Source organism: Methylotenera sp., assembly GCF_029945535.1.
Classification (GTDB): domain Bacteria; phylum Pseudomonadota; class Gammaproteobacteria; order Burkholderiales; family Methylophilaceae; genus Methylotenera.
The window spans coordinates 1-20,759 of record NZ_JAQSCU010000005.1 but is presented as its reverse complement, the minus strand read 5'-3'; the positions used below and the strand labels follow the sequence as shown (position 1 = coordinate 20,759).

Sequence of the window (20,759 nt, the reverse complement as noted above, 5' to 3'; positions counted from 1 at the left end):
ATGCTTAAATCATTAAAGACCACAAACTTCCGTAAGATGGAAGCCAATCACATTGAGTTTGAGCAGGGCATGGTTGTTGTCCGTGGCGCAAACGAGGCTGGTAAAACAACGATGTTAGAGGCAATTGCCTACGCTCTGTTCGGTGTGAAGTCATGCCGTGGCTCACTTGCCGATGTTGTTACTTGGGGTAAACCTGAGAATACTTTAGCAGTTGAGTTAGTTGTAGCGTGTGACGGTACAGATTACACAATCAAACGTAGTAAAGCTGGTGCCGAAATCAATTATGAAGGTGGCAAGGTTACTGGACAAACTGAATGTAGCGCGTTCGTAGAGCGTTTGTTTGGTGTGACTAATGGCAATGCAGGTAAGTTGATTTATGGTTCACAGGGCGACATTCGTGGAGCGTTATCACAAGGTCCTAAGGCAACTATGGAGTTGATCGAGAACCTAGCGAACTTTGAATTAATCGATACAGTTGTTGAGTTGGTTCAAAACAATCTAGTGACAGGCCCAACAGCGTCAGCTGAAGCAATCTTACAGCAGGCCGACCTGAGACTAGAGTTAGTTAAGTCTCAAGCAGTTGCCCCCGACACCGAAGAATGGGAAACCATTGCTCTTAAGTTTGAAGCTTCTGCTGAAGATTTACAGATTGAAGCAGCTTCTTTTGATGAGCCACTGGCCGCAGCCAAGGTTAAACGTGATGAGGCTGTTGCTGCAGAACTTGCTGCCGACAAAATCAAAGCGAATATTGCAACGCTTAAAGCCTTATCAAACGATAGAGCTCAGACAGTTGAAGCCATGTTAGAAGTAGTGAAAATCAACCCTGATGACTCCGACATAGCTGAAGCTGTAAAGGCTTTGGACAATGCTAAAAACGCCGCTGATCTAATTAAAGAGTACAACTTAATGACCAGAGTGATGGGAACATACCCTGAAGATTTCTGGGAAGGTTCTGAAGAAAGCTTAGATGAAGAAATTCATAAAACTACTGGGATTATCTTAGACACTAAAGCTGCTATCACTGCTCAAGCTGCTGATAAGCGTTTGTTCCAATCTCAGAAAGTAACAGGTTCAGTTTGTGGATTTTGTAACCAGGACGTGAGCAAGTTCCCTGAAATCGCTAAGAAGAATGCAGATTTAGACGAAAGTATCAAACTCTCTGACGAGGCTGTTGTGTCGCTCAAAGCGGCTCTTGCTGACGATGAAGGCACGTTAGACACTTTAAAAATGATTAAGGCTTCACAGCACATCTACCTGCAGCTGGTTTCTGACAACATTAAGGCCCATGACTTGCAGGTGCCTGTGTCGTTGTCGTGGGTTGGTAAAGTTCCAGCGCCAGTAGATGCTGACGAGCTTATGAAACTTCAAAACAATTTAGCTAACCTCAACATGAAGCGCACTCAATCAACTGCAGCGGCAGCTAAGCTAGATGTGCTGAAAGACTTGGCTGTGGCTGATGACGCTAAGATTGTCAACCTTCAATCAACCTTATTGTCTTTAGGTGCTGCCGACCAAGTTGAGACACTTGTGAATGATTTCAGTGAGATGTTTGAAGAACAGGCCAGAGTAGTTAGCAAAGAAGCTGACGCTAGATTTCAGGCTAAGTCTATTCGTGAATCAATTGCTAAAGAGCAGGCTGCTTATGACGCTGCCCTAGTTAACGTAACTGATGCTGAAGAAGACGTTGAGATTGCTAAGAAATCTGTCGAGGAGTTGGTATTCAATAACGCTCTAATCAAACGTTTAAGAGCCGCGCGACCTATTATCGCTGATCGGTTATGGAACGTTGTGTTGGGTGCTGTTTCTTCGTATTTTAGTACGATGAGAGGTTTTACTTCGTGCGTGTCAAAAGCTTCAGATGGCTTTAAAGTCGATGGGCAAAGCGTAGAAGGGTTGTCAGGTTCAACACTTGACATCCTTGGCTTAGCGATTCGACTAGCTTTAACCCGAACATTCTTACCGAGTGCTCCGTTCTTAATTCTCGATGAGCCAAGTGCTGCGATGGATGACAAACGTTCACAGGAGATGGTCGGATTTTTACTTGCCTTTGGCTTCACTCAAACCCTTATGGTTACTCATAAGGAAGTGAATGAAGGTGCGGCAAATCAATTAATTACTTTATAGGAAACAAAATGAAAACAAACCAAACAATGATGCAAGAGATGCTAAAGCTCCAAAACTCAATGAACAATAAAGTAAGTCCTGAATGGGCTTCGATGGGTTGGAATTGGTATCGTGCAATCTGGTTAGAGTCTGCAGAAGCAGTTGAGCAAATGCCTTGGAAATGGTGGAAACACACAACTACTGATGAGTCTCAAGTCAAGATGGAGATCGTAGACATCTGGCACTTCATTCTAAGTTTAGCAGTTGAAGGTTGCCACGAGGACGAATTAACAGACGACATTGGTGATGGTTCAATAGGCTCACCAAAGTTATTTATGCCGAATGCTTTGATAGCCAACTTAGAAAGCTTGGCCGCGGCAGCCCTCAGTTCTGACATGAGTGAAGTTGTTCTTACATTCAAAGACACGCTTGATAGTAGTGGCATGGACTTGGCTGAACTCTACTCTCTATATATTGGCAAGAATGTTCTCAATATGTTCAGACAGGACAACGGCTACAAAAAAGGCACCTACCGTAAGTTGTGGAACGGTGTCGAAGACAACAAGCGATTGGTTGAAGTAATGATGAATGCTAATCCTTTGGCTGCTGACTATGCCAATGACATATATAGAGGCCTAGAAGCTGCTTATAAGGAGGTTGTTTAAGATGGCTAATAACGTACGTATTATCGCAGACAGTTTGACGGTAGGTTCTGATCGCTTAACTACTTATGAATTGAAATATTGGAGAGCAGTTCACGCTGAGTTAATGACTCACCGAGTATTTAGCCGCAACGCCAGTTCAAGCCGCGCTATCCCTGTTGCTAAAGTTTTGGCTCAGGTTTGGAGTGACCCAGCTGGTCCTGAATATTGGGGCAGCAATCAGGCTGGTATGCAGGCAGGCGCTGAGCTCTCTGGTATTTCCTTAGTGTTGGCTAAGTCAGTTTGGAAGTGGTCAGGCCGCGCAATGTGCGTTGCAGCGTGGACGATGATGAAACTGGGCATGCATAAACAGGTCGCCAACCGATTATTAGAACCTTGGCAATACATTACTGTGGTGCTAACTTCATCCAAGTATGACAACTGGTTTGAGCTTCGTGACCATGCAGATGCCCAACCAGAGATTGCTTCACTGGCTAGAAAGATGCGTTTGGCTCGTGAGGATAGTGTGCCTAGCATATTATCTGTCGGTGATTGGCACTTACCTTACGTGACTTCCGAGGAGCGTAATAACAAGTTATTCAAATTGATGCACTTAATTAAATTTAGTGTGGCTCGCTGTGCAAGGGTTTCATATTTGACACACGATAAGAAGGTGCCTGATGTACTGAACGACATGGTTCTTTATGACCGTCTAGTAGGTGCGAAACCTTGGCATGCTTCACCGCTTGAGCACCAAGCCACTCCAGCAACTAAGCAATTTATGTGCTCGAATGGCAACCTCTCAGTAGGTTGGACACAGTACCGTAAATTGTTTGAGGAAGGTATTGAAGCATGACAGAGGCAGCTTTTCTTTATGAGCCAATTGGTCTCCGAGAAGCTGCCAAATTTCTCAGGGTTCGCCCTGATTGGTTAGCTCAGGAGGCCACCGCAGGTAGGATTAAGGGTGGCAAAGTTCGAGGTAAGGGCGGTTGCTGGGCTTTTGTTCGTTTCGATTTACTGGAACATGTTCGATCAACATATCAGGAGGTAAAACCATGCCTATCAAAAAACGTGGAAACATCTGGCACGTTCACTTCACAAAGCCGAATGGCGAAGTCGTTAGACTCAGTGCTAACACGGAAAACCGCCAAGCAGCTCAGGAATACCATGACGACTTAAAGCGCCGAGCATGGCGCGATGACAAACTTGGAGACAAATTAACGAAGACTTGGGAGCATGCATGTCTTCGTTGGTTTGAGGAAAAGGTAGCTAAGAAATCCATTGAGGATGACAAGTCTCGCGCTAAATGGTTAACAAAGCATTTGTCGGGTATGTTCCTGAATGATATAACCTTTGATATTATTCAGGACATAGCCAAAAAGAAAAAGAAAGAATCATCACCTGCTACGGCCAATAGGCACCTGCAGTTACTTCGAGCAATACTAAACAGGGCAGAGAAAGAGTGGGGTTGGTTAGATCGTGCGCCATACATTAAGCTCTACCCTGAGAAAGCTAGGCGTATTCGCTGGTTGACACATGACCAAGCGCGTACGCTTTTGAATGAACTGCCTCCGCACCTGAAAGCTTTAGCGACACTTGCCTTATGTACTGGGCAACGCCGTGCTAACGTGATGAACTTGGAGTGGAGCCAAGTGGATTTGAAGCGTAAGATTATTTTGATTCATGGTGACTTATCTAAGAATGAGAAGCCTGTTGGAGTTCCGTTAAATGATTCTGCTATCGAAGTCCTTGAGGCTTTGAAGGGCAACCACGACACCCACGTAATTACTTACAGAGGCAAACCTATTCAGCAAGCATCGACTAGGGCGTGGTATAACGCAATGAAACGTGCAGGTATCACAGACTTTCGATTCCATGATTTACGTCACACATGGGCAAGCTGGATGATACAAAATGGTGTGCCGTTAATCGACTTGCAGGAGTTGGGAAACTGGAAAGATTCAAGTATGGTCAGAAAATACGCGCATTTAGATGTGACCCATTTACAGAAGCATGCAAATGGTTTGCCAAAATTGTAAGTTAAGTAAGGCTATTCGAGGAGCGCAAATTTCATCGCACAAACATCGCACAGTGCCTTTTTCAAAACCTCTGAAACTGGCTCCTCGACCTGGGCTCGAACCAGGGACACACGGATTAACAGTCCGTTGCTCTACCGACTGAGCTATCGAGGAATATTCGGTTTTTCCTGCTACTTCTATTTCATCACAAACCGTTGATTTTGTGAAGCCGCTATATTAATGACTTAGCGGTACTTGGTCAACGTCAAAATGCTTTTTTTTAAATATTGAGTGCTTTTTCAATTCTGTCTAGCGCGTTGCTTAGATTTTCCATAGAAGTGGCGAATGAAATACGGAAATAGCCTTCAGCACCGAAGGCCGACCCTGGTACAACGGCCACGTCAAACTCCTCAAGCAGGTATTCAGCTAATGCCATATCTGTAGCTGCTTTAATTTTTCCGGCTTTGTACAGGTTGTCAATTGCACCACGTGCATCTGGGAATGCATAGAAAGCGCCACCAGCCATTAAACAGCTTAAGCCTGGCATTGTGTTGAAACGGTTAACCACGTAGGTGTGGCGCTCTTTGAATGCTGTAACCATCGGTGTAATGCAATCTTGTGAGCCTTCAAGCGCAGCTTGTGCCGCGACTTGAGAGATAGAGGTTGCATTGCTGGTAGATTGCGATTGTAAAATTTCCATCGCCTTAATGATGTAAGCAGGGCCTGCAGCGTAGCCTATGCGCCAACCAGTCATTGAGTAAGCTTTAGAAACGCCGTTAAGTACGATACAGCGGTCTTTTAGTGCTGGTGTTGCATTTAAAATATTGTAAAACTTGTCGCCAGTTAAGTTGACGTGTTCGTACATGTCGTCGGTCGCTACTAATACATGTGGGTGTTTAAGTAACACTTCGCCCAATGCTTGCAATTCAGCTAGGCTGTATACAGCGCCAGTAGGGTTAGAAGGAGAGTTAATCATGAAGATTTTAGTTTTTGGCGTGATTGCAGCTTCTAATTGGGCTGGTAGCAATTTAAAGCCTTGCTCAATGCCACATTCAATAACAATAGGCGTAGCTTCAGCAACTAAAGCAATGTCCGCATAAGACACCCAGTAAGGTGCTGGAACGATGACTTCATCACCTTTATTAAGTACTGCTAGGCATAAATTGAATATAGTTTGTTTGCCGCCAACGCCAACAATCACTTCATTTAAAGCGTAGTCGAAACCATTTTCATTTTTGAACTTATTGACGATGGCTTTTTTAAGCCCAGGAATACCTGCTACAGGCGTATATTTTGTGAAGCCATTGTCAATCGCCGCTTTTGCAGCATCTTTAATGTGTTGTGGCGTATCAAAGTCTGGCTCACCGGCTGCTAAGCCAATAATAGGGCGGCCTTCAGCTTTGTATTTACCTGCTTTTGCAGTAATTGCTAGCGTAGGAGATTCTTTGATTGATTGAACGCGTTTAGATAAAACGGATGCCTGATGAGCTGCTGATGACAAAATATGCTTCCTTAAAACAAATTTTTGCAATTAATTGAATGGGCACTATTTTACGCATAAAAATGCTGTTTAGGAATGATTTATCGTGAGTTATCACGTAGTTGCGAAAAGTTTATGGTTGCAGAATTTGTAGTAACGAAAATTTTAAAGTTAAGAGGCGTTGAGTTTAGCGCCTCTTAACTTGAGGGATTTATTAGGTGTATTTAGCTTAACACTCTGTTTCGCAGCCCAGCATCTGACTATATTCCTGAGCTAAATCTTTATTAATATTTGCAATAGCGACATTGATATCATGCATCACTACTTTGTCGCCTGCGGTTTGGGCAATAGCGCCTAGTCTGAACAATGAATTAGTATTGGAAGCGTCAAGCGCGACAGATTTTTTGTATGCGACTTTTGCTTCGTCAATCTTTTGCATGTTCTCTTGCGCATTGCCTAGTTCGTACCATGCATCAGAGTTATTTGGGTCGATATCAATCCAATTTTGTGCAATTTTGGCAAGTTTAGGCCAATCCTGATTGATTTCTGGCAGCGCAATTTGCATAAAGAACGGTTTTTTATCGTCATCTTCTTCCCAAAATGCTTTGCCTTTAATAGGGAAGGTGGTTTCAACTGGAAGTTTTTCAAGATCGGCTAGCCACTCGATAGGCAGGGAATAAAAGTATGCATTTCTACCTGGTGTCTTAAAGGTGTTAATGCCCAATAGATTGCCTTCAGTGTCAAAAATACCGCTACCACTTGCACCCATACGGAATGCAGCGCTGCTCCTAATCACACGTCCGCCTTCAAAGGTGTAAGTAGAGTTGATGACGCCTGCTGAGGTTAAAGGCGATGGCGCACCATTTGAGTGGCCAATCGATATGATGTCTTGGCCACGTTTTAGGTTATGACCATTTACAATGGTTGCTGGTTTAAACGGCAAGTTTGCTGTAGTGAGTAAACATAGGTCATGCCATCTGTCAGCTTGCACTGAAAATATATCGTATGTGTCTTCACCACGCGCAATCCAAGGTTGTTTGGTACTGCGAAATATATGGCAGTTTGTCATGACTTTGTTCGAAGCCACTACCACACCAGAGCCGTAAGATAAGCCGCCCGTATCGTTATAGCCGCGCACCATCACTACTGTTTGCAATGCACTTAATACTTTATGTTGATCGATTGCGAATGCGTTTTGCGCAAAGGCTATTAAAGCTGTAAGCAGAATGTATCGCAGAGTGAATCTAGGCATAGTAATTCCCTATCATAACTTTAGTTTAAATTTTGGATGATGAACTTTATTTGCTTGCTGCACAGCTTGTTTAATATTGCTGTTTGTAAACTGACTGCAATAATCTTGCAAAGTTCTCAATGAGTTACAAACTAATTATTCGCTATTTTCATTAAATATACTGTTAAAATAAAACGTTAAATTCAATGAAGAGTAATGTGTTCGTAACCTTCCCAAATAGTAAATATCAGTTAAACCAGCCATTTCCGCCTGCTGGCGACCAGCCGCAAGCGATTGATAAGTTGACGCAAGGTATCGATGACGGCTTGAAGTTTCAAACATTGCTCGGGGTGACTGGCTCTGGTAAAACTTACACTATGGCCAACGTGATTGCACGCACGGGTCGTCCAGCCATTGTGATGGCGCCAAATAAGACCTTGGCAGCACAGTTATACAGTGAGTTTAGGGAGTTCTTTCCTAATAACTCGGTTGAATATTTCGTTTCTTATTACGATTATTACCAGCCCGAAGCTTACGTGCCTTCGCGTGATTTGTTCATTGAAAAAGATTCCAGTATTAACGAGCATATCGAGCAGATGCGGCTTTCAGCCACAAAAGCGTTGCTAGAGCGTGAAGACAGTATTATTGTCGCGACGGTTTCTGCTATTTACGGTATCGGTGACCCGACTGATTATCACGGCATGGTGCTGCACTTACAGCAGGGCGAAAAAATACCACAGCGCGACATGATTGCACGCTTAGTTGGCATGCAGTATGACCGTAACGAGTTTGATTTTTCGCGCGGTACATTTAGGGTGCGTGGCGATGTGATTGATGTATTCCCTGCGGAAAATAACGAAACCGCAGTGCGCATCTCTATGTTTGATGATGAAATTGAATCCATTACTTTGTTTGACCCACTCACAGGGCAGATTTTCAATAAAATCCCGCGTTACACGGTTTATCCATCAAGCCACTATGTTACACCGCGTGAAACCACGATTCGTGCAATAGAAAAAATCAAACACGAACTTAAAGATCGTGTAGATTTTTATATTAAAACGGGTAAGTTGCTAGAAGCAGCACGTATTGAGCAGCGAACACGCTTTGACCTCGAAATGTTGAATGAGATTGGTTTTTGTAAAGGCATTGAAAACTACTCACGCCATTTATCTGGCGGCAATCCAGGTGATCCACCACCAACTTTAATTGATTATTTGCCAGATAATGCGCTAATGATTATTGATGAAAGCCACGTCACAGTTCCGCAAATTGGCGCCATGTATAAAGGTGACCGCTCACGTAAAGAGAATTTAGTTGATTACGGTTGGCGCTTGCCATCTGCGCTGGATAATCGTCCACTTAAGTTTGAAGAGTTTGAGCGCATTATGCGCCAATGCGTATTTGTATCAGCAACTCCCTCAGAATACGAAGCCAATCATCAACAACAAGTGGTTGAGATGATTGCGCGCCCAACAGGTTTGGTTGATCCTCAGATTACCGTTAAGCCGGCTGATACGCAAGTTGATGATTTGTTAGGTGAAATTAAGCTTCGTGTAGCGGTTGGCGAACGCGTATTGGCGACTACACTGACCAAGCGCATGTCAGAAGATTTAACCGATTATTTAAGCGAGCATGGCGTTAAAGTGCGTTATTTGCATAGTGATATTGATACAGTGGAGCGCGTAGAAATTATTCGTGACTTGCGTCTCGGTGAATTTGACGTATTGGTCGGCATTAACTTATTGCGCGAAGGCTTGGATATCCCAGAAGTATCGCTAGTTGCAGTGCTAGATGCCGATAAGGAAGGCTTCTTACGCTCAGAGCGCAGTCTAATTCAAACGGCAGGTCGCGCAGCACGTAACTTGAATGGGCAAGTGATTTTTTATGCCAACAAAATCACCCGCAGTATGAAAGCTGCGATGGATGAAACCGAAAGAAGACGAGGGGTGCAGCTAGCCTTCAATGAGGCTAATGGCATCGTTCCTAGAGGTATATCTAAACGCATCAAAGACATTATTGATGGCGTTTATGATAAAGATGAAGCGCAACGTGAGCGTAAAGTGCTGCAAGATCAAGCTAACTATGAATCGTTAAGCGAAAAACAAATCGCTAAAGAAATGAAGCGCTTGGAAAAAGCCATGCATGATGCCGCTAAAAACCTTGAGTTTGAGAAAGCCGCAGATTTCAGAGATCAGCTGAAAAAACTTAGAGTTAAATTTTATGGGGCGGAGATGCCGGATTTAGTTGCTTAAGAGCTTATGTGAGCAAAATATCAAGTCATCAATTTTAAATTGTATGAAATTTTTTTAAATAAAAGGGTCGTTATGCAAACCTCTATTCATGGCGTCACTGTGGCTTCAGAGGTGATACAGCTTGCTATTGCACCTGTATTTCTATTAATGGGTGTTAGTGCCTTATTGGGTGTATTAACGAGCCGTTTAGGGCGCGTGGTAGATAGGTTCAGAGTGTTGAATGAAAGTCTTGCTACTGTGCAGGCTGATGATCCGAGGCAAGAACGCTACAGTCAGGAGCTTGATATCCTGTCGTGCCGCGCTAACTGGGTCCATTGGTCTATAACGCTATGCACATTTACACTGTTGTTAGTGGCTGTAGTGATTGGCTTGCTATTTTTAGGATCCGCAATCAACTGGGATACGTCTTGGTTAGTATCAATTTTGTTCATCTTTGCGATGGGGAGCTTAATTTCTGGTTTAACTTGTTTTATACGTGAGATTTCTCTATCTAAGCATGTGTTTCAGCTCTCTAAGCGAAAAATCGTGCCTTAAATGCGCTAAATATGCTGATTTAGTTGATTGTCGGTGGACTTTTGTCTATAATCGCGCGCTTGCTCGGTAAGCTTATCGAGTAAATACAATTTAACCTTGTCACACTGCATCAGTAACATTGCAATGCTTCATGTAAGTAAAAAGCATTTTGCAGGTGGCTATAATCCATAAGGAGTACTAATGAGACATTATGAACTAGTGTTTATCGTCCATCCGGACCAAAGCGAACAAGTGCCAGCGATGATTGAGCGTTACCGTACGCTTATCACAGCTAGCGGCGGTGCAGTTCACCGCTTAGAAGACTGGGGTCGCCGTCAACTTGCATACCCAATCCAAAAAATCCACAAAGCACACTATGTGTTAATGAACATTGAGTGCAATCTTGAAGTTTTAGCTGAGCTTGAGCATGGCTTTAAATTCAATGATGCTGTTTTACGTCATTTGTTAATGTCTAAGAAAACTGCTGTTACAGCACCATCACCAATGATGAAAGAAGAAAAATCTAGATCAGTATTAAGCCGTGATGCAGCTCCAGTAGCCGCTCCAGTTGAAGCTGCAACAGAGGCTTCTGCAGCTTAATTAGTAAAACAAGTGAATAAACTGGTGTTGCAAGCAGAAGTTGTGCAAATTGAGCCGCTTCGTTACACGCCAGCAGGCATACCGTTGTTAAGTGTTGTATTGCGTCATGTTTCAGAGCAAGTTGAAGCTGGCATGAAGCGCAAGGTGGAATGTGAAGTCAATGCGGTTGTTTTAGGTGATTTAGCCAAAAATAATATACCGCAAGGCTTAGAAATAGGCTCACACATACAAGCGAGTGGGTTTTTAGCCAAGCGCAGCCTTAAAAGCACACAACTGGTCATGCACATTAACCATATAGTAAGTATTTAGGAGTATTCAAATGGCAAGAGAAATGTACAAACGCCGCCGTTACTGCCGTTTTTCAGCAGAAGGCATCAAAGAAGTTGATTACAAAGATGTAGATCTTTTAAAAGATTTCATCTCAGAAAACGCAAAAATCATTCCAGCACGTATGACGGGCACTAAAGCACGTTATCAACGTCAATTAACGACAGCAGTTAAACTTGCTCGTTTCTTGGCTTTGCTTCCATACACAGATAAACACCAATAATCGGAGGCTACCATGCAAATTATTTTATTAGAAAAAGTAGGTAACCTAGGTAATTTAGGTGATATCGTTAAAGTTAAAGATGGTTACGGTCGTAACTTTTTGATTCCACAAGGTAAAGCAAAACGCGCTACAGAAGCTAACAAAGCTGAAATCGCTGCTCGCCGTGTAGAGTTAGAAAAACAACAAGCTGAAATCTTAGCTGCTGCGCAAGCACGTGGTGAAAAATTAGCTTCATTCACAATGACAGTAGCTCAAAAGGCTGGTGTTGATGGTCGTTTATTCGGTTCAGTAACTAACGGCGACATCGCTGAAGGTTTAGTTGCTCAAGGTTTTGAAGTCACTAAAGCTTTGGTACGTATGCCAAACGGTCCATTGAAAACAATCGGTGACCACGTGGTTACAGTTGCATTGCACCATGATGTTGTTGTAGATATTACAGTGACAGTAGTTGGTGAGGCGTAATTAACAAACAATTGAAATTTTCAGGTGCTTGAATTGAAAAAGGCTACTTCGGTAGCCTTTTTTATTGTATTTCAGCTTAAACGTCCACTATATAGCTGTTGCATCAGAAAATCCGACACTATAAGCCAATGTTTTACAGTCGTCATACCGACGAAAGTCGGTATCTAGCGGCTTTAAAGTCACTGGATTCCGTGTAAAGCACGGAATGACGCAGTTGGTGATGGTATTGTTTAGTGGAATAGCTATAACTTGCTAGCAGCGTAGATATACTTGAGTTTGCTACTACCCACTTCAAGCTCTGACTAAATTTAACTTTTGTCTGCTAAGCATACAGCGTTATTGAGTATAATCACTCCATGGCTGACCAACAATTAGATGCATTAAAAATCCCCCCACATTCCGTAGAAGCTGAGCAATCGGTTATCGGCTCTTTATTGCTTGAAAATGAAGCTTTAGATAAAGTCGCAGATATCTTATCTCCCAACGATTTCTATCGGCATGATCACAAAGCGATATTTCAACATATCGCTAAACTTGTTGAGCATAACCGACCTGCTGATATCGTCACTGTTGCTGAATCGTTAGAAAGTACAGCTGAGCTTTCTGGCGTAGGCGGAATTGCCTATTTAGGCGCTTTGGCACAAAGCACGCCGACTGCGGCTAATATCAGACGCTATGCCGAAATCGTTCATGAACGTGCTGTGATGCGCCAATTAGTAGTGGTGGGTTCAGGTATTGCTGAAAGCGCATATTTGCCCAATGGCCGCAATGCGGAGCAGTTGCTTGATGAAGCGGAAGCTAAAATATTCCAGATTGCTGAAGGTGGTAAAAAGAGCACACAAGGCTTTGTGGATATTAAAATTCTTTTGCCACAAGTGGCCGATCGTATTGACTACCTTTACTCTAGGGATAACCCTTCAGATGTGACTGGTGTCCCTACAGGCTTCGCCGACCTTGATGCGATGACATCAGGGATGCAAGGTGGTGATTTGATTATCGTCGCTGGTCGACCTTCGATGGGTAAAACTGCATTCTCATTGAACATTGCAGAAAATGTGGCGCTTGACACCAAATTACCTGTGGCTGTGTTCTCAATGGAGATGGGCGGTACACAACTTGCAATGCGTATGATTGGTTCAGTAGGACGCTTAGATCAACACCGCATGCGTAATGGTAACCTCGAGGATGAAGACTGGGAAAAGCTTACCACAGCATTAGGTAAGCTAAATGAAGCCCCCATCTTTATTGATGAAGGCGCAGGTTTAAGCAGTTTTGATGTGCGTGCAAGAGCGCGTAGGTTGCATCGTCAAACTGGTAAATTGGGCTTAATTGTGATCGATTACCTACAATTGATGGCAGCTCCAGCTGGTAGGCAAGGTGAAAACCGTGCAACTGAAATTTCAGAAATTTCACGCTCGCTAAAAGCGCTGGCAAAAGAATTAGATTGCCCAGTAGTTGCGCTTTCACAGCTTAACCGAAGCGTAGAGCAGCGCCCTGATAAGCGCCCTGTGATGAGTGACTTGCGTGAATCTGGCGCGATTGAGCAAGATGCCGACGTAATTTTATTTATTTATCGTGATGAGGTATATAACCCTGATAGTCCTGATAAAGGCACAGCTGAAATTATCATTGGTAAGCAGCGTAATGGTCCGATTGGGCGTGTTCGTCTGACATTCATGGGTCAACATACGCGCTTCGAAAACTATGCTGGCAGTGGCCACATGGCAGATGAATATTAAAGGTTCGCGTGGCAAAAGCTAAAACTGTTTATAGCTGCACAGAATGCGGCGCTAGCGAGCCTAAGTGGCAAGGTCAATGCCCAAGTTGCATGGCTTGGAATACGCTAGTTGAGAGTATAGAAGAAAGCAATACGTCGACCAACCGCTATGCCAACAAGTTTGAAGGCTTAGCGCAAAGTAGTACTTTGCAAAAGATAAGCAGTATTAAAGCTGCAGATATTGCGCGAAAACCGACAGGAATCAGCGAGTTTGACCGAGTATTAGGTGGTGGCCTAGTTGAGGGTGGTGTGGTTTTGATTGGCGGTGACCCGGGTATTGGTAAATCGACTTTGTTGCTTCAGGTTTTGTGTCATTTAGGAAAGTCTAGCCAAGCCATTTATGTCAGTGGTGAGGAGTCTCCGCAACAAATTGCCATGCGCGCCAAACGTTTAGGTTTGGATGCAAGCGAAGTTGAGCTTTTAGCCGAAATTAACCTAGAGAAAATTTTAGCGACGCTTCAAACGCATAAACCTAATATTGCAGTGATTGATTCTATTCAAACGGTCTATTCTGAGGCCTTACAATCCGCGCCAGGTTCAGTGGCGCAGGTGCGTGAATGTTCTGCGCAATTGACTCGAATTGCTAAACAACTTGGCATTACCGTTATATTGGTAGGGCATGTCACCAAAGAGGGCTCATTAGCAGGACCACGAGTGCTAGAGCATATTGTTGATACCGTTTTGTATTTTGAAGGTGACCAAAACTCATCTTTTAGATTGATACGCGCGTTTAAGAATCGCTTTGGCGCCGTCAATGAGCTTGGTGTTTTTGCCATGACGGAAAATGGTCTGCGTGAAGTTTCCAATCCATCAGCTTTATTTTTATCGCATCATGAAGGTGAAGTGGCGGGTAGCTGTATTACTGTGACGATGGAAGGTACGCGCCCATTATTGATTGAAATTCAAGCCTTGGTTGATGAAAGCCATGCGCCTAGCCCCAAAAGGTTATGTGTTGGTTTAGAGCAAAATCGTTTAGCTATGTTGTTAGCCGTTTTGCATCGTCATGCTGGCATTCCGTGTTTTGATCAAGATGTGTTTATTAACGCTGTGGGCGGTGTCAAAATTGCTGAACCTGCAGTTGACTTGGCGGTGATACTTTCAATCGTTTCTTCTTTAAAAAACAAACCATTAGATAACAAACTTATAGTGTTTGGTGAAGTTGGATTGGCTGGTGAAGTGCGCCCAGTTCAAGGTGGTCAGATACGCTTAAAAGAAGCTGCTAAATTAGGTTTTACTAAGGCAATCGTACCTAAAGCGAATGCGCCAAAAGCTAAAATTGCTGGTTTAGAAGTGATTGCGGTGGAGCGCTTAGAGCAAGCCTTGAATCAACTGAGAAATGGCTAAGAATCTGTAGTTACATTTCTTTAGCGTTCATTGACTTAAGCTAGATTAATCCAAGCTGTTCACAATTAAATTTGCACAAGAAATCCCACTCCGAATAGCACCTTCTATAGTCGCTGGATAATCTGCATAAGTGTAATCACCCGCTAAATATAATCGTGGTTGTAGTGTTTTATTGGTTGGTCTAGCCAAGTTTGGCGCGCAAGAAAATGTTGCACGTTTTTCAGCAATAACCTTGTGCCACAATGGTTTAGGCATATCAGGAAATGCTTGGTGCAGCTCTTTAGCAATACGTAATGCCAACTCATCTTGGCTTAATGATTGATGTTTCCCTGTTGCGCTCACAATCACAGCAAGCAAACCTTTTTGATCGCAAAGTTGACCTCTATCAAAAACCCATTGTCCCAATGTACCTGACAAGCCGTACATCACATTTGATAGTTTAAAATCTTGCGGATATTGTAAATAAATGGTGTAGATAGGTTGGTAACTATAACTTTGCGTTTGCTTGTATACGTTTTGTAACTTAGGTATCGACTCTATGAGTTTATCTAGCCTAGCCGCTGGGGCAGCAATGACGACATGACTAAAAAATGCTTTTCCGTCGCGTGTTGTTAAGCTAAAACCATCATTTTCAAGCTCAAGTTGGCGAATACGACGGTTAAGTTTTATTTTTGCACCATTTTCTTGTAGGTAGTGTGCAATTGGGTTTGCAATGATTTTTGATAAGTCTAAGCGAGGTAACAAGAAGTCACTATTCTTTTTGCTGGTTGTTAACGAGTCGTTAGAGAAGCTGTCTTTTAATACATTCAAGAAAACTTGTGTGCTTGCAATGGCGATTGGTGTATTAAGTGCCGCTAAACATAGAGGTTCCCATAACATTTCTATGAGCTTTATGGGTTGCTTATGCTCGATTAGATACTGTTCTAATGCCTTGTCACCTGTAATTTGGAATTGGGTTCTTCTTAGATGAACCATAAATTTAATTGCTGCAATAAGTTCTGAAATACTTAATCCTCTAGATGCGATTAGGCCGACAAGCATATTTAATGGGCTAGGTAGATAGTTTGCAGATTTTAATGAAAAAATAGACTTACCTGACGCCGCATGCATGTTGATTTGCAGCGGCACGCGCATGAAAGCTTTTTCTTCATCTACGCCAACTTTACGCAATAGCTTTAAAGTCTCGCGGTATGCGCCTAACAAGATATGTTGACCATTATCTAATAGGTGCATCAGGCTGTTATTTTCTACTAATACTGTGCGAGCGCGGCCGCCAAGCTGAGAGCTGGATTCAAATATCGTGACCTGGAAGCCTTTTTCAATTAACGCTGCTGCTGCGCTTAAGCCTGCGCAGCCACCGCCAATCACTGCCACATGGGTATTTGATACATTCATTTAAGTTTTTATCCAAACGTTAAATACCAGCCAAATCTTGCGCAATGCGCCGAGTGATGTGCGTGAATTTAATACTTTTTGCGCACCATCAACCTTAATTTCACGCAATAAAGTACGGTAGATTGCCGCCATCATCAATCCTACACGCTGGTTTTTACGGTCTTCTGCAGGTAACTCACGTAGAGCACGATCATAGTATGTTTCTGCACGTTCAATTTGATGATCTAACAGGTTTTTAACGGCGTCCGATTCACGGCTATGCAGAATATCGTCTTCCGTTACGTTGAATTGGGCTAACTCGTCTAAGGGTAAGTAGATGCGGTTGCGGCGTGCATCTTCGCCTACATCACGAATGATGTTCGTAAATTGAAATGCCATGCCTAAATCATGCGCATATTTAAGGGTTTTGCGATTACTAAAACCTAATATTTGCGCTGTAAGTAAGCCAACGACGCTGGCAACGCGATAACAGTAAAGCTGCAATTGCTTGAAATCTTCATAGCGATTGAATTTTAAATCCATCTCCATGCCGTCAATGACTTCAATGAAATGTTCGGCATCAAGCTGGTATGTTTTAATTGGATTTAATAAAGCTTTAGAAACAGGATGTTGCGGTTTTCCCTCATACAGACTTTCAATCTCGGTACGCCACCAGTTAAGTTTGGTCTGGGCGATAGTAAAGTCGGTGCACTCATCTGCAATGTCATCAACTTCGCGACAAAAGGCGTAAAGTGCAGTAATCGCCTGACGCCTATCCTTAGGCAAAAACATAAAGCTGTAATAGAAGCTTGATCCGCTTTTTGCGGTTTTTTCTTCACAATATTGCTGTGGCGTCATTATCTTTCTTATACTTTCATCAGCGCTTTTAAAAATACGATCAGCCAATCACCATAATTGAGTGTTGGCCTAGAGTTGAATATATCACCATTCACTTTATTTATCTTGGCAATAATGCGCTCGCCACCGGCAATAATCATGCGCATTTCAAAGCCTATGCGGCCCTTTAAAATGCGCCCAAGCGGCTTACCTGAGTAAAGTAGGGCGTTTACTCGGTGTAAGTTGAAGAGAATATATTGTTGCCAGTTTTCATCAATCTCTTGTTTGCCATCTACAAAGTCTTTAATTTGTGACTCGGTGATACTAAATGCTGCCATTTCGTCTTGGCATAAATAAATACGCTGTTTGCCGTCATTTTTCTTAAAATCAATCGCAATATCTTGCAAGAAATTAATAATTTGTAATGCTGTGCAAATGTTGTCAGAAAGCTTGATATTGGCCGCATTTGATTGCCCGTAAAGATGCAATAACAATCTACCAATCGGGTTAGCTGAGCGTGTGCAGTAATCAAGTACTTCGTCATAATCTGCATAGCGCGTTTTAGTCACATCTTGACTAAAAGCATCCAGCAAATCATAAAAGGGATCATAAGGCAGTTTTTTCACCTTAATCATTGCGCCCAAACTAGCGAAGAAGCTAGATTTCGGCTTGATGTAGGCCTGCAATAACTCTAATTCATTACGAAATCCATTCAGCAAATCTAAACGTTGCTCGATGCTTAAGTCACCTTCATCAGCAAAGTCATCTGCTTGGCGAGCAAAACTGTAAATTAAACCTATAGGTTCACGTAAATATTGCGGCAGAAACATAGAGGCGACAGGGAAGTTCTCATAATGGCTGTTTGCCAATTCCAAACTACTATTGATCACACTATGATCGTTCTGGGTGTTAGGTAAATGCTTGTCTGTCATGGTGTGAGTATGCCATAAAATAAGCTTATTTTGACTTGGATATTTTGCTGAAATTATAAAGTTTTTCATATGAATAATTAATTCAATAATTTCTCTAAGCTTTGTTAAAATGAAGCAATAGCTCGTAATTTAGAAAGTTTGAAAGTAATTTTATGTTAGCAATTATTGGCGGTACAGGTTTAACTCAGTTAGATAACTTAGAAATCACAAGACGTTTGATTGTACGTACACCCTATGGCGAGCCTTCACAGCCACTCATATTTGGCAAAATTGAAGGTCGTGAAGTAGTGTTTTTAGCGCGTCACGGTAATGGGCATACCATTCCGCCGCATGAGGTCAATTATCGTGCGAATATTTCAGCTCTGCATTTACAAGGCGTCACTGAAATTGCTGCTGTTGCCACTGTGGGCGGCATTCATAAGGATTTAGCACCAGGTGTAATTGCAATGCCTCATCAAGTGATTGATTACACTCACGGCCGAAAAAATACATATTTTGACGGTATTGATCTACCAGTAAAGCATATTGATTTTACTGAACCCTATTGTCCAAACTTACGTGCAAAATGGGAGCAAGCAGCTAAGGTAATTGGCGAGCCCCTAATCACCACTGGCATTTATGCAGCGATGCAAGGCCCACGATTAGAAACTGCCGCTGAAATCAACAGACTTGAGCGCGACGGCGCTACTATGGTGGGTATGACAGGCATGCCAGAGGCTGCACTTGCTCGTGAGTTAGGTATAAGTTACGCGGCTATTTGCCCTGTGGCTAATCACGCAGCAGGGCGTGGTGATAGCCTGCACGGTATTCAATACGAAGAGTTGGTTGATAATTTAAATCAAACAATGGTGCGAGTGCGTAACATCATTGCGCAGCTAGTTAAACAAAACGGGTTTAAGCAGAAGGATCATTAAACAAGATGGCAGTTAAACCAGTGTTACGCATGGGTGAACCATGTCTGTTGCTCAAAGCCTCCCCAGTTGAAAAATTTGATACACCTGAGCTGCATAGTTTAATTCAAAATTTAGAAGACACCATGCAGGCAATGAACGGCGCGGGTATTGCGGCACCGCAGATAGGCGAAAGCTTACGTGTGGTTATCTTTGGCCAAAAATCTTCTGATGAAAATAAAAATCCACGTTACCCAGATGCTGATGCTGTGCCATATACCGTACTCATCAACCCAGTTATTACACCAATAAGTGACGATGTGGAAGATGGTTGGGAAGGGTGCTTATCTGTGCCGGGCATGCGAGGCATAGTACCGCGTTATCTGCGTTTACATTACGCAGGCTTCGATCAATACGGAAATCCTATCGACAGATTAGTAAGCGGTTTTCATGCTCGCGTAGTGCAACACGAATGCGACCATTTAGATGGCGTGCTATATCCAATGCGCATTAAAAATCTAAAAGATTTTGGCTACACCGAAGTGTTTTTCCCCGGACAAAATATTATTGATGATTGAGGCTTCCATATTACAAATTCTTTGCTATAATCCTGCTTTCGCTGAAATTGATGCGGAAATGAAGGAAGAGTGGCAGAGCGGTTTAATGCTACAGTCTTGAAAACTGTCGTGGGTGCGAGCCCACCGTGAGTTCGAATCTCACCTCTTCCGCCAAGAATAAGTCGATAAACCGCATAACCATTAGGTCTGCGGTTTTTTTACGTCAGTCTCTTACCTTACGGGTTTGGTCAGTGGTAATAAGCGCCATATTTAATTTTTAAATTAGTTAAATTAAAAATTAACGCTAAGGATACGCATGTAACTTCAAGTACACATATAGATAATTGAAGTTTTTCAGTAAACTATTTCTGATAAAGTTATATTCAATCCATCACGTTTAATAAATCCCAATGAATATCTATATCGATGAGTCTGGTACTTTCGTTAATGCTGTCAGCCTAGGTTCATGGAATGTAGTTTCAGCGTACGTGGCTCCAGAGGGAATAAGGACAAAGCTTGAGAGGGTGCTGAACATACTTAAGCAACATTGCCGCGAAGAGTCATTCAAGGAGGTAAAGCTGTACCAGATTCCTGAAGAAGCCCTATTAGAGTTCTTAAGGGGATTATCACAATTAAATGGGCTGCTTTTTTGTACTGCAACTGATGCAGGACTTAACACTAACCAAGAAGTAACTTTTCATAAAGCAGGGCAAGTACAATCAATTCGAAAAAACATTCCAAACATGCTATATCCCGAAGGCAAGGCTATGGTTAGTAGTCTGGCTAATGATGTCGAAGCTATGCCAATACAGCTCTATGTTCAACTTACATGCCAAGTTCAGCTTATTTATGAGGTAATCTCGCGCTCAATTAATTATTATGCACAAAGAACACCTGGAACTCTGAGTAGTTTCCGATGGTTTATTGACCAAAAAGATTCAGAAAAAACTATTTTTGAATTCGCTTTCGAACGACTTGCACCTGCACTTCTTCAATCACGAACCATTAGAGAGCCAATGCCATTTGTTAATGGGTTCGACTATAGGCAAATGTCTAAATACGAGTTCAATGATGCTACTCGCCCAACGTATCTTAAAGATGAGTATGGACTACCCGAAATGGACGGATTCAACATAGGACTTGTTGAATTGCATTAATAACTGACCCACCAATTGCATTTAAAATTGACCCACCC

General features: G+C 42.7%; 20 protein-coding genes and 2 tRNA genes. 16 read left to right on the top strand and 6 right to left on the bottom strand.

Annotated features, from left to right (window positions below; translation table 11 throughout):
- From PSU72_RS01025 to PSU72_RS01010, 4 genes are all read left to right on the top strand, one after another.
- On the top strand, nt 1–2,124 hold a 2,124-nt coding region (locus PSU72_RS01025), incomplete at its 5' end, for an AAA family ATPase (RefSeq protein WP_300429770.1).
- Nucleotides 2,125–2,132: 8 nt separating this feature from the next.
- Entirely contained in the window at nt 2,133–2,768 is a 636-nt protein-coding gene (locus PSU72_RS01020; protein WP_300429768.1) for a dUTP diphosphatase, read from the top strand.
- A 1-nt stretch (nt 2,769) separates the two neighbouring features.
- The gene (locus tag PSU72_RS01015; protein WP_300429765.1) at nt 2,770–3,600 is read left to right on the top strand and encodes a hypothetical protein; all 831 of its coding nucleotides are present in this window, start codon (nt 2,770–2,772) and stop codon (nt 3,598–3,600) included.
- Between the two features lie 199 nt (nt 3,601–3,799).
- Nucleotides 3,800–4,783, top strand: a complete 984-nt coding sequence (locus tag PSU72_RS01010; protein WP_300429762.1) for a site-specific integrase — start codon at nt 3,800–3,802, stop codon at nt 4,781–4,783.
- Nucleotides 4,784–4,860: 77 nt separating this feature from the next.
- Here PSU72_RS01010 and PSU72_RS01005 read toward each other — a convergent pair.
- The 3 genes from PSU72_RS01005 to PSU72_RS00995 all read right to left on the bottom strand — a co-directional run bounded on the left by PSU72_RS01005 (nt 4,861) and on the right by PSU72_RS00995 (nt 7,494).
- A tRNA-Asn gene (locus PSU72_RS01005) sits at nt 4,861–4,936 on the bottom strand.
- Between the two features lie 106 nt (nt 4,937–5,042).
- Complete coding sequence (locus tag PSU72_RS01000) at nt 5,043–6,263, bottom strand: pyridoxal phosphate-dependent aminotransferase (protein WP_300429760.1); 1,221 nt, start codon at nt 6,261–6,263, stop codon at nt 5,043–5,045.
- A 208-nt stretch (nt 6,264–6,471) separates the two neighbouring features.
- The gene (locus PSU72_RS00995) at nt 6,472–7,494 is read right to left on the bottom strand and encodes a trypsin-like peptidase domain-containing protein (protein WP_300429758.1); all 1,023 of its coding nucleotides are present in this window, start codon (nt 7,492–7,494) and stop codon (nt 6,472–6,474) included.
- Nucleotides 7,495–7,691: 197 nt separating this feature from the next.
- Here PSU72_RS00995 and uvrB point away from each other — a divergent pair, with 197 nt between their 5' ends.
- The 8 genes from uvrB (at nt 7,692) to radA (ending at nt 14,974) form a co-directional block, all read left to right on the top strand.
- A complete protein-coding gene (gene uvrB, locus PSU72_RS00990) occupies nt 7,692–9,728 on the top strand; it encodes an excinuclease ABC subunit UvrB (RefSeq protein ID WP_300429756.1) in 2,037 nt (678 codons plus the stop codon).
- A gap of 72 nt (nt 9,729–9,800) precedes the next feature.
- A complete protein-coding gene (locus PSU72_RS00985) occupies nt 9,801–10,262 on the top strand; it encodes a DUF2721 domain-containing protein (protein ID WP_300429755.1) in 462 nt (153 codons plus the stop codon).
- Nucleotides 10,263–10,442: 180 nt separating this feature from the next.
- Nucleotides 10,443–10,841: a 30S ribosomal protein S6 gene (gene rpsF, locus PSU72_RS00980; RefSeq protein ID WP_013148130.1), complete on the top strand. Its 399-nt coding sequence runs from the start codon at nt 10,443–10,445 to the stop codon at nt 10,839–10,841.
- Between the two features lie 12 nt (nt 10,842–10,853).
- Nucleotides 10,854–11,150, top strand: coding sequence for a primosomal replication protein N (priB, locus tag PSU72_RS00975; RefSeq protein ID WP_300429751.1), 297 nt, complete (start codon nt 10,854–10,856; stop codon nt 11,148–11,150).
- Between the two features lie 10 nt (nt 11,151–11,160).
- Nucleotides 11,161–11,391, top strand: coding sequence for a 30S ribosomal protein S18 (gene rpsR, locus PSU72_RS00970; protein WP_013148128.1), 231 nt, complete (start codon nt 11,161–11,163; stop codon nt 11,389–11,391).
- A 12-nt stretch (nt 11,392–11,403) separates the two neighbouring features.
- The gene (gene rplI / locus PSU72_RS00965) at nt 11,404–11,853 is read left to right on the top strand and encodes a 50S ribosomal protein L9 (RefSeq protein WP_013148127.1); all 450 of its coding nucleotides are present in this window, start codon (nt 11,404–11,406) and stop codon (nt 11,851–11,853) included.
- Nucleotides 11,854–12,209: 356 nt separating this feature from the next.
- Entirely contained in the window at nt 12,210–13,592 is a 1,383-nt protein-coding gene (dnaB, locus tag PSU72_RS00960) for a replicative DNA helicase (protein ID WP_300429749.1), read from the top strand.
- Nucleotides 13,593–13,600: 8 nt separating this feature from the next.
- A complete protein-coding gene (gene radA / locus PSU72_RS00955) occupies nt 13,601–14,974 on the top strand; it encodes a DNA repair protein RadA (protein ID WP_300429746.1) in 1,374 nt (457 codons plus the stop codon).
- 45 nt (nt 14,975–15,019) lie between these two features.
- Here radA and hpnE read toward each other — a convergent pair whose 3' ends face one another.
- The 3 genes from hpnE to hpnC are packed head-to-tail and all read right to left on the bottom strand — an operon-like array spanning nt 15,020 to nt 18,117.
- The gene (gene hpnE / locus PSU72_RS00950; RefSeq protein ID WP_300429744.1) at nt 15,020–16,369 is read right to left on the bottom strand and encodes a hydroxysqualene dehydroxylase HpnE; all 1,350 of its coding nucleotides are present in this window, start codon (nt 16,367–16,369) and stop codon (nt 15,020–15,022) included.
- Nucleotides 16,370–17,206 (bottom strand): presqualene diphosphate synthase HpnD, encoded by an 837-nt coding sequence (gene hpnD / locus PSU72_RS00945; protein WP_300429741.1) that lies wholly within the window; start codon nt 17,204–17,206, stop codon nt 16,370–16,372.
- An 8-nt stretch (nt 17,207–17,214) separates the two neighbouring features.
- Nucleotides 17,215–18,117 (bottom strand): squalene synthase HpnC, encoded by a 903-nt coding sequence (gene hpnC / locus PSU72_RS00940; RefSeq protein WP_300429826.1) that lies wholly within the window; start codon nt 18,115–18,117, stop codon nt 17,215–17,217.
- 152 nt (nt 18,118–18,269) lie between these two features.
- On the opposite strand from hpnC, the gene PSU72_RS00935 reads away from it, so the two are divergent.
- The 4 genes from PSU72_RS00935 to PSU72_RS00920 all read left to right on the top strand — a co-directional run bounded on the left by PSU72_RS00935 (nt 18,270) and on the right by PSU72_RS00920 (nt 20,721).
- The gene (locus PSU72_RS00935; protein WP_300429739.1) at nt 18,270–19,031 is read left to right on the top strand and encodes an S-methyl-5'-thioinosine phosphorylase; all 762 of its coding nucleotides are present in this window, start codon (nt 18,270–18,272) and stop codon (nt 19,029–19,031) included.
- Between the two features lie 5 nt (nt 19,032–19,036).
- Nucleotides 19,037–19,585, top strand: coding sequence for a peptide deformylase (def, locus tag PSU72_RS00930; RefSeq protein ID WP_300429737.1), 549 nt, complete (start codon nt 19,037–19,039; stop codon nt 19,583–19,585).
- A gap of 63 nt (nt 19,586–19,648) precedes the next feature.
- Nucleotides 19,649–19,738 (top strand) — tRNA-Ser (locus PSU72_RS00925).
- Nucleotides 19,739–19,974: 236 nt separating this feature from the next.
- Nucleotides 19,975–20,721, top strand: a complete 747-nt coding sequence (locus PSU72_RS00920) for a hypothetical protein (protein ID WP_300429735.1) — start codon at nt 19,975–19,977, stop codon at nt 20,719–20,721.
- Nucleotides 20,722–20,759 lie beyond the last annotated feature (38 nt).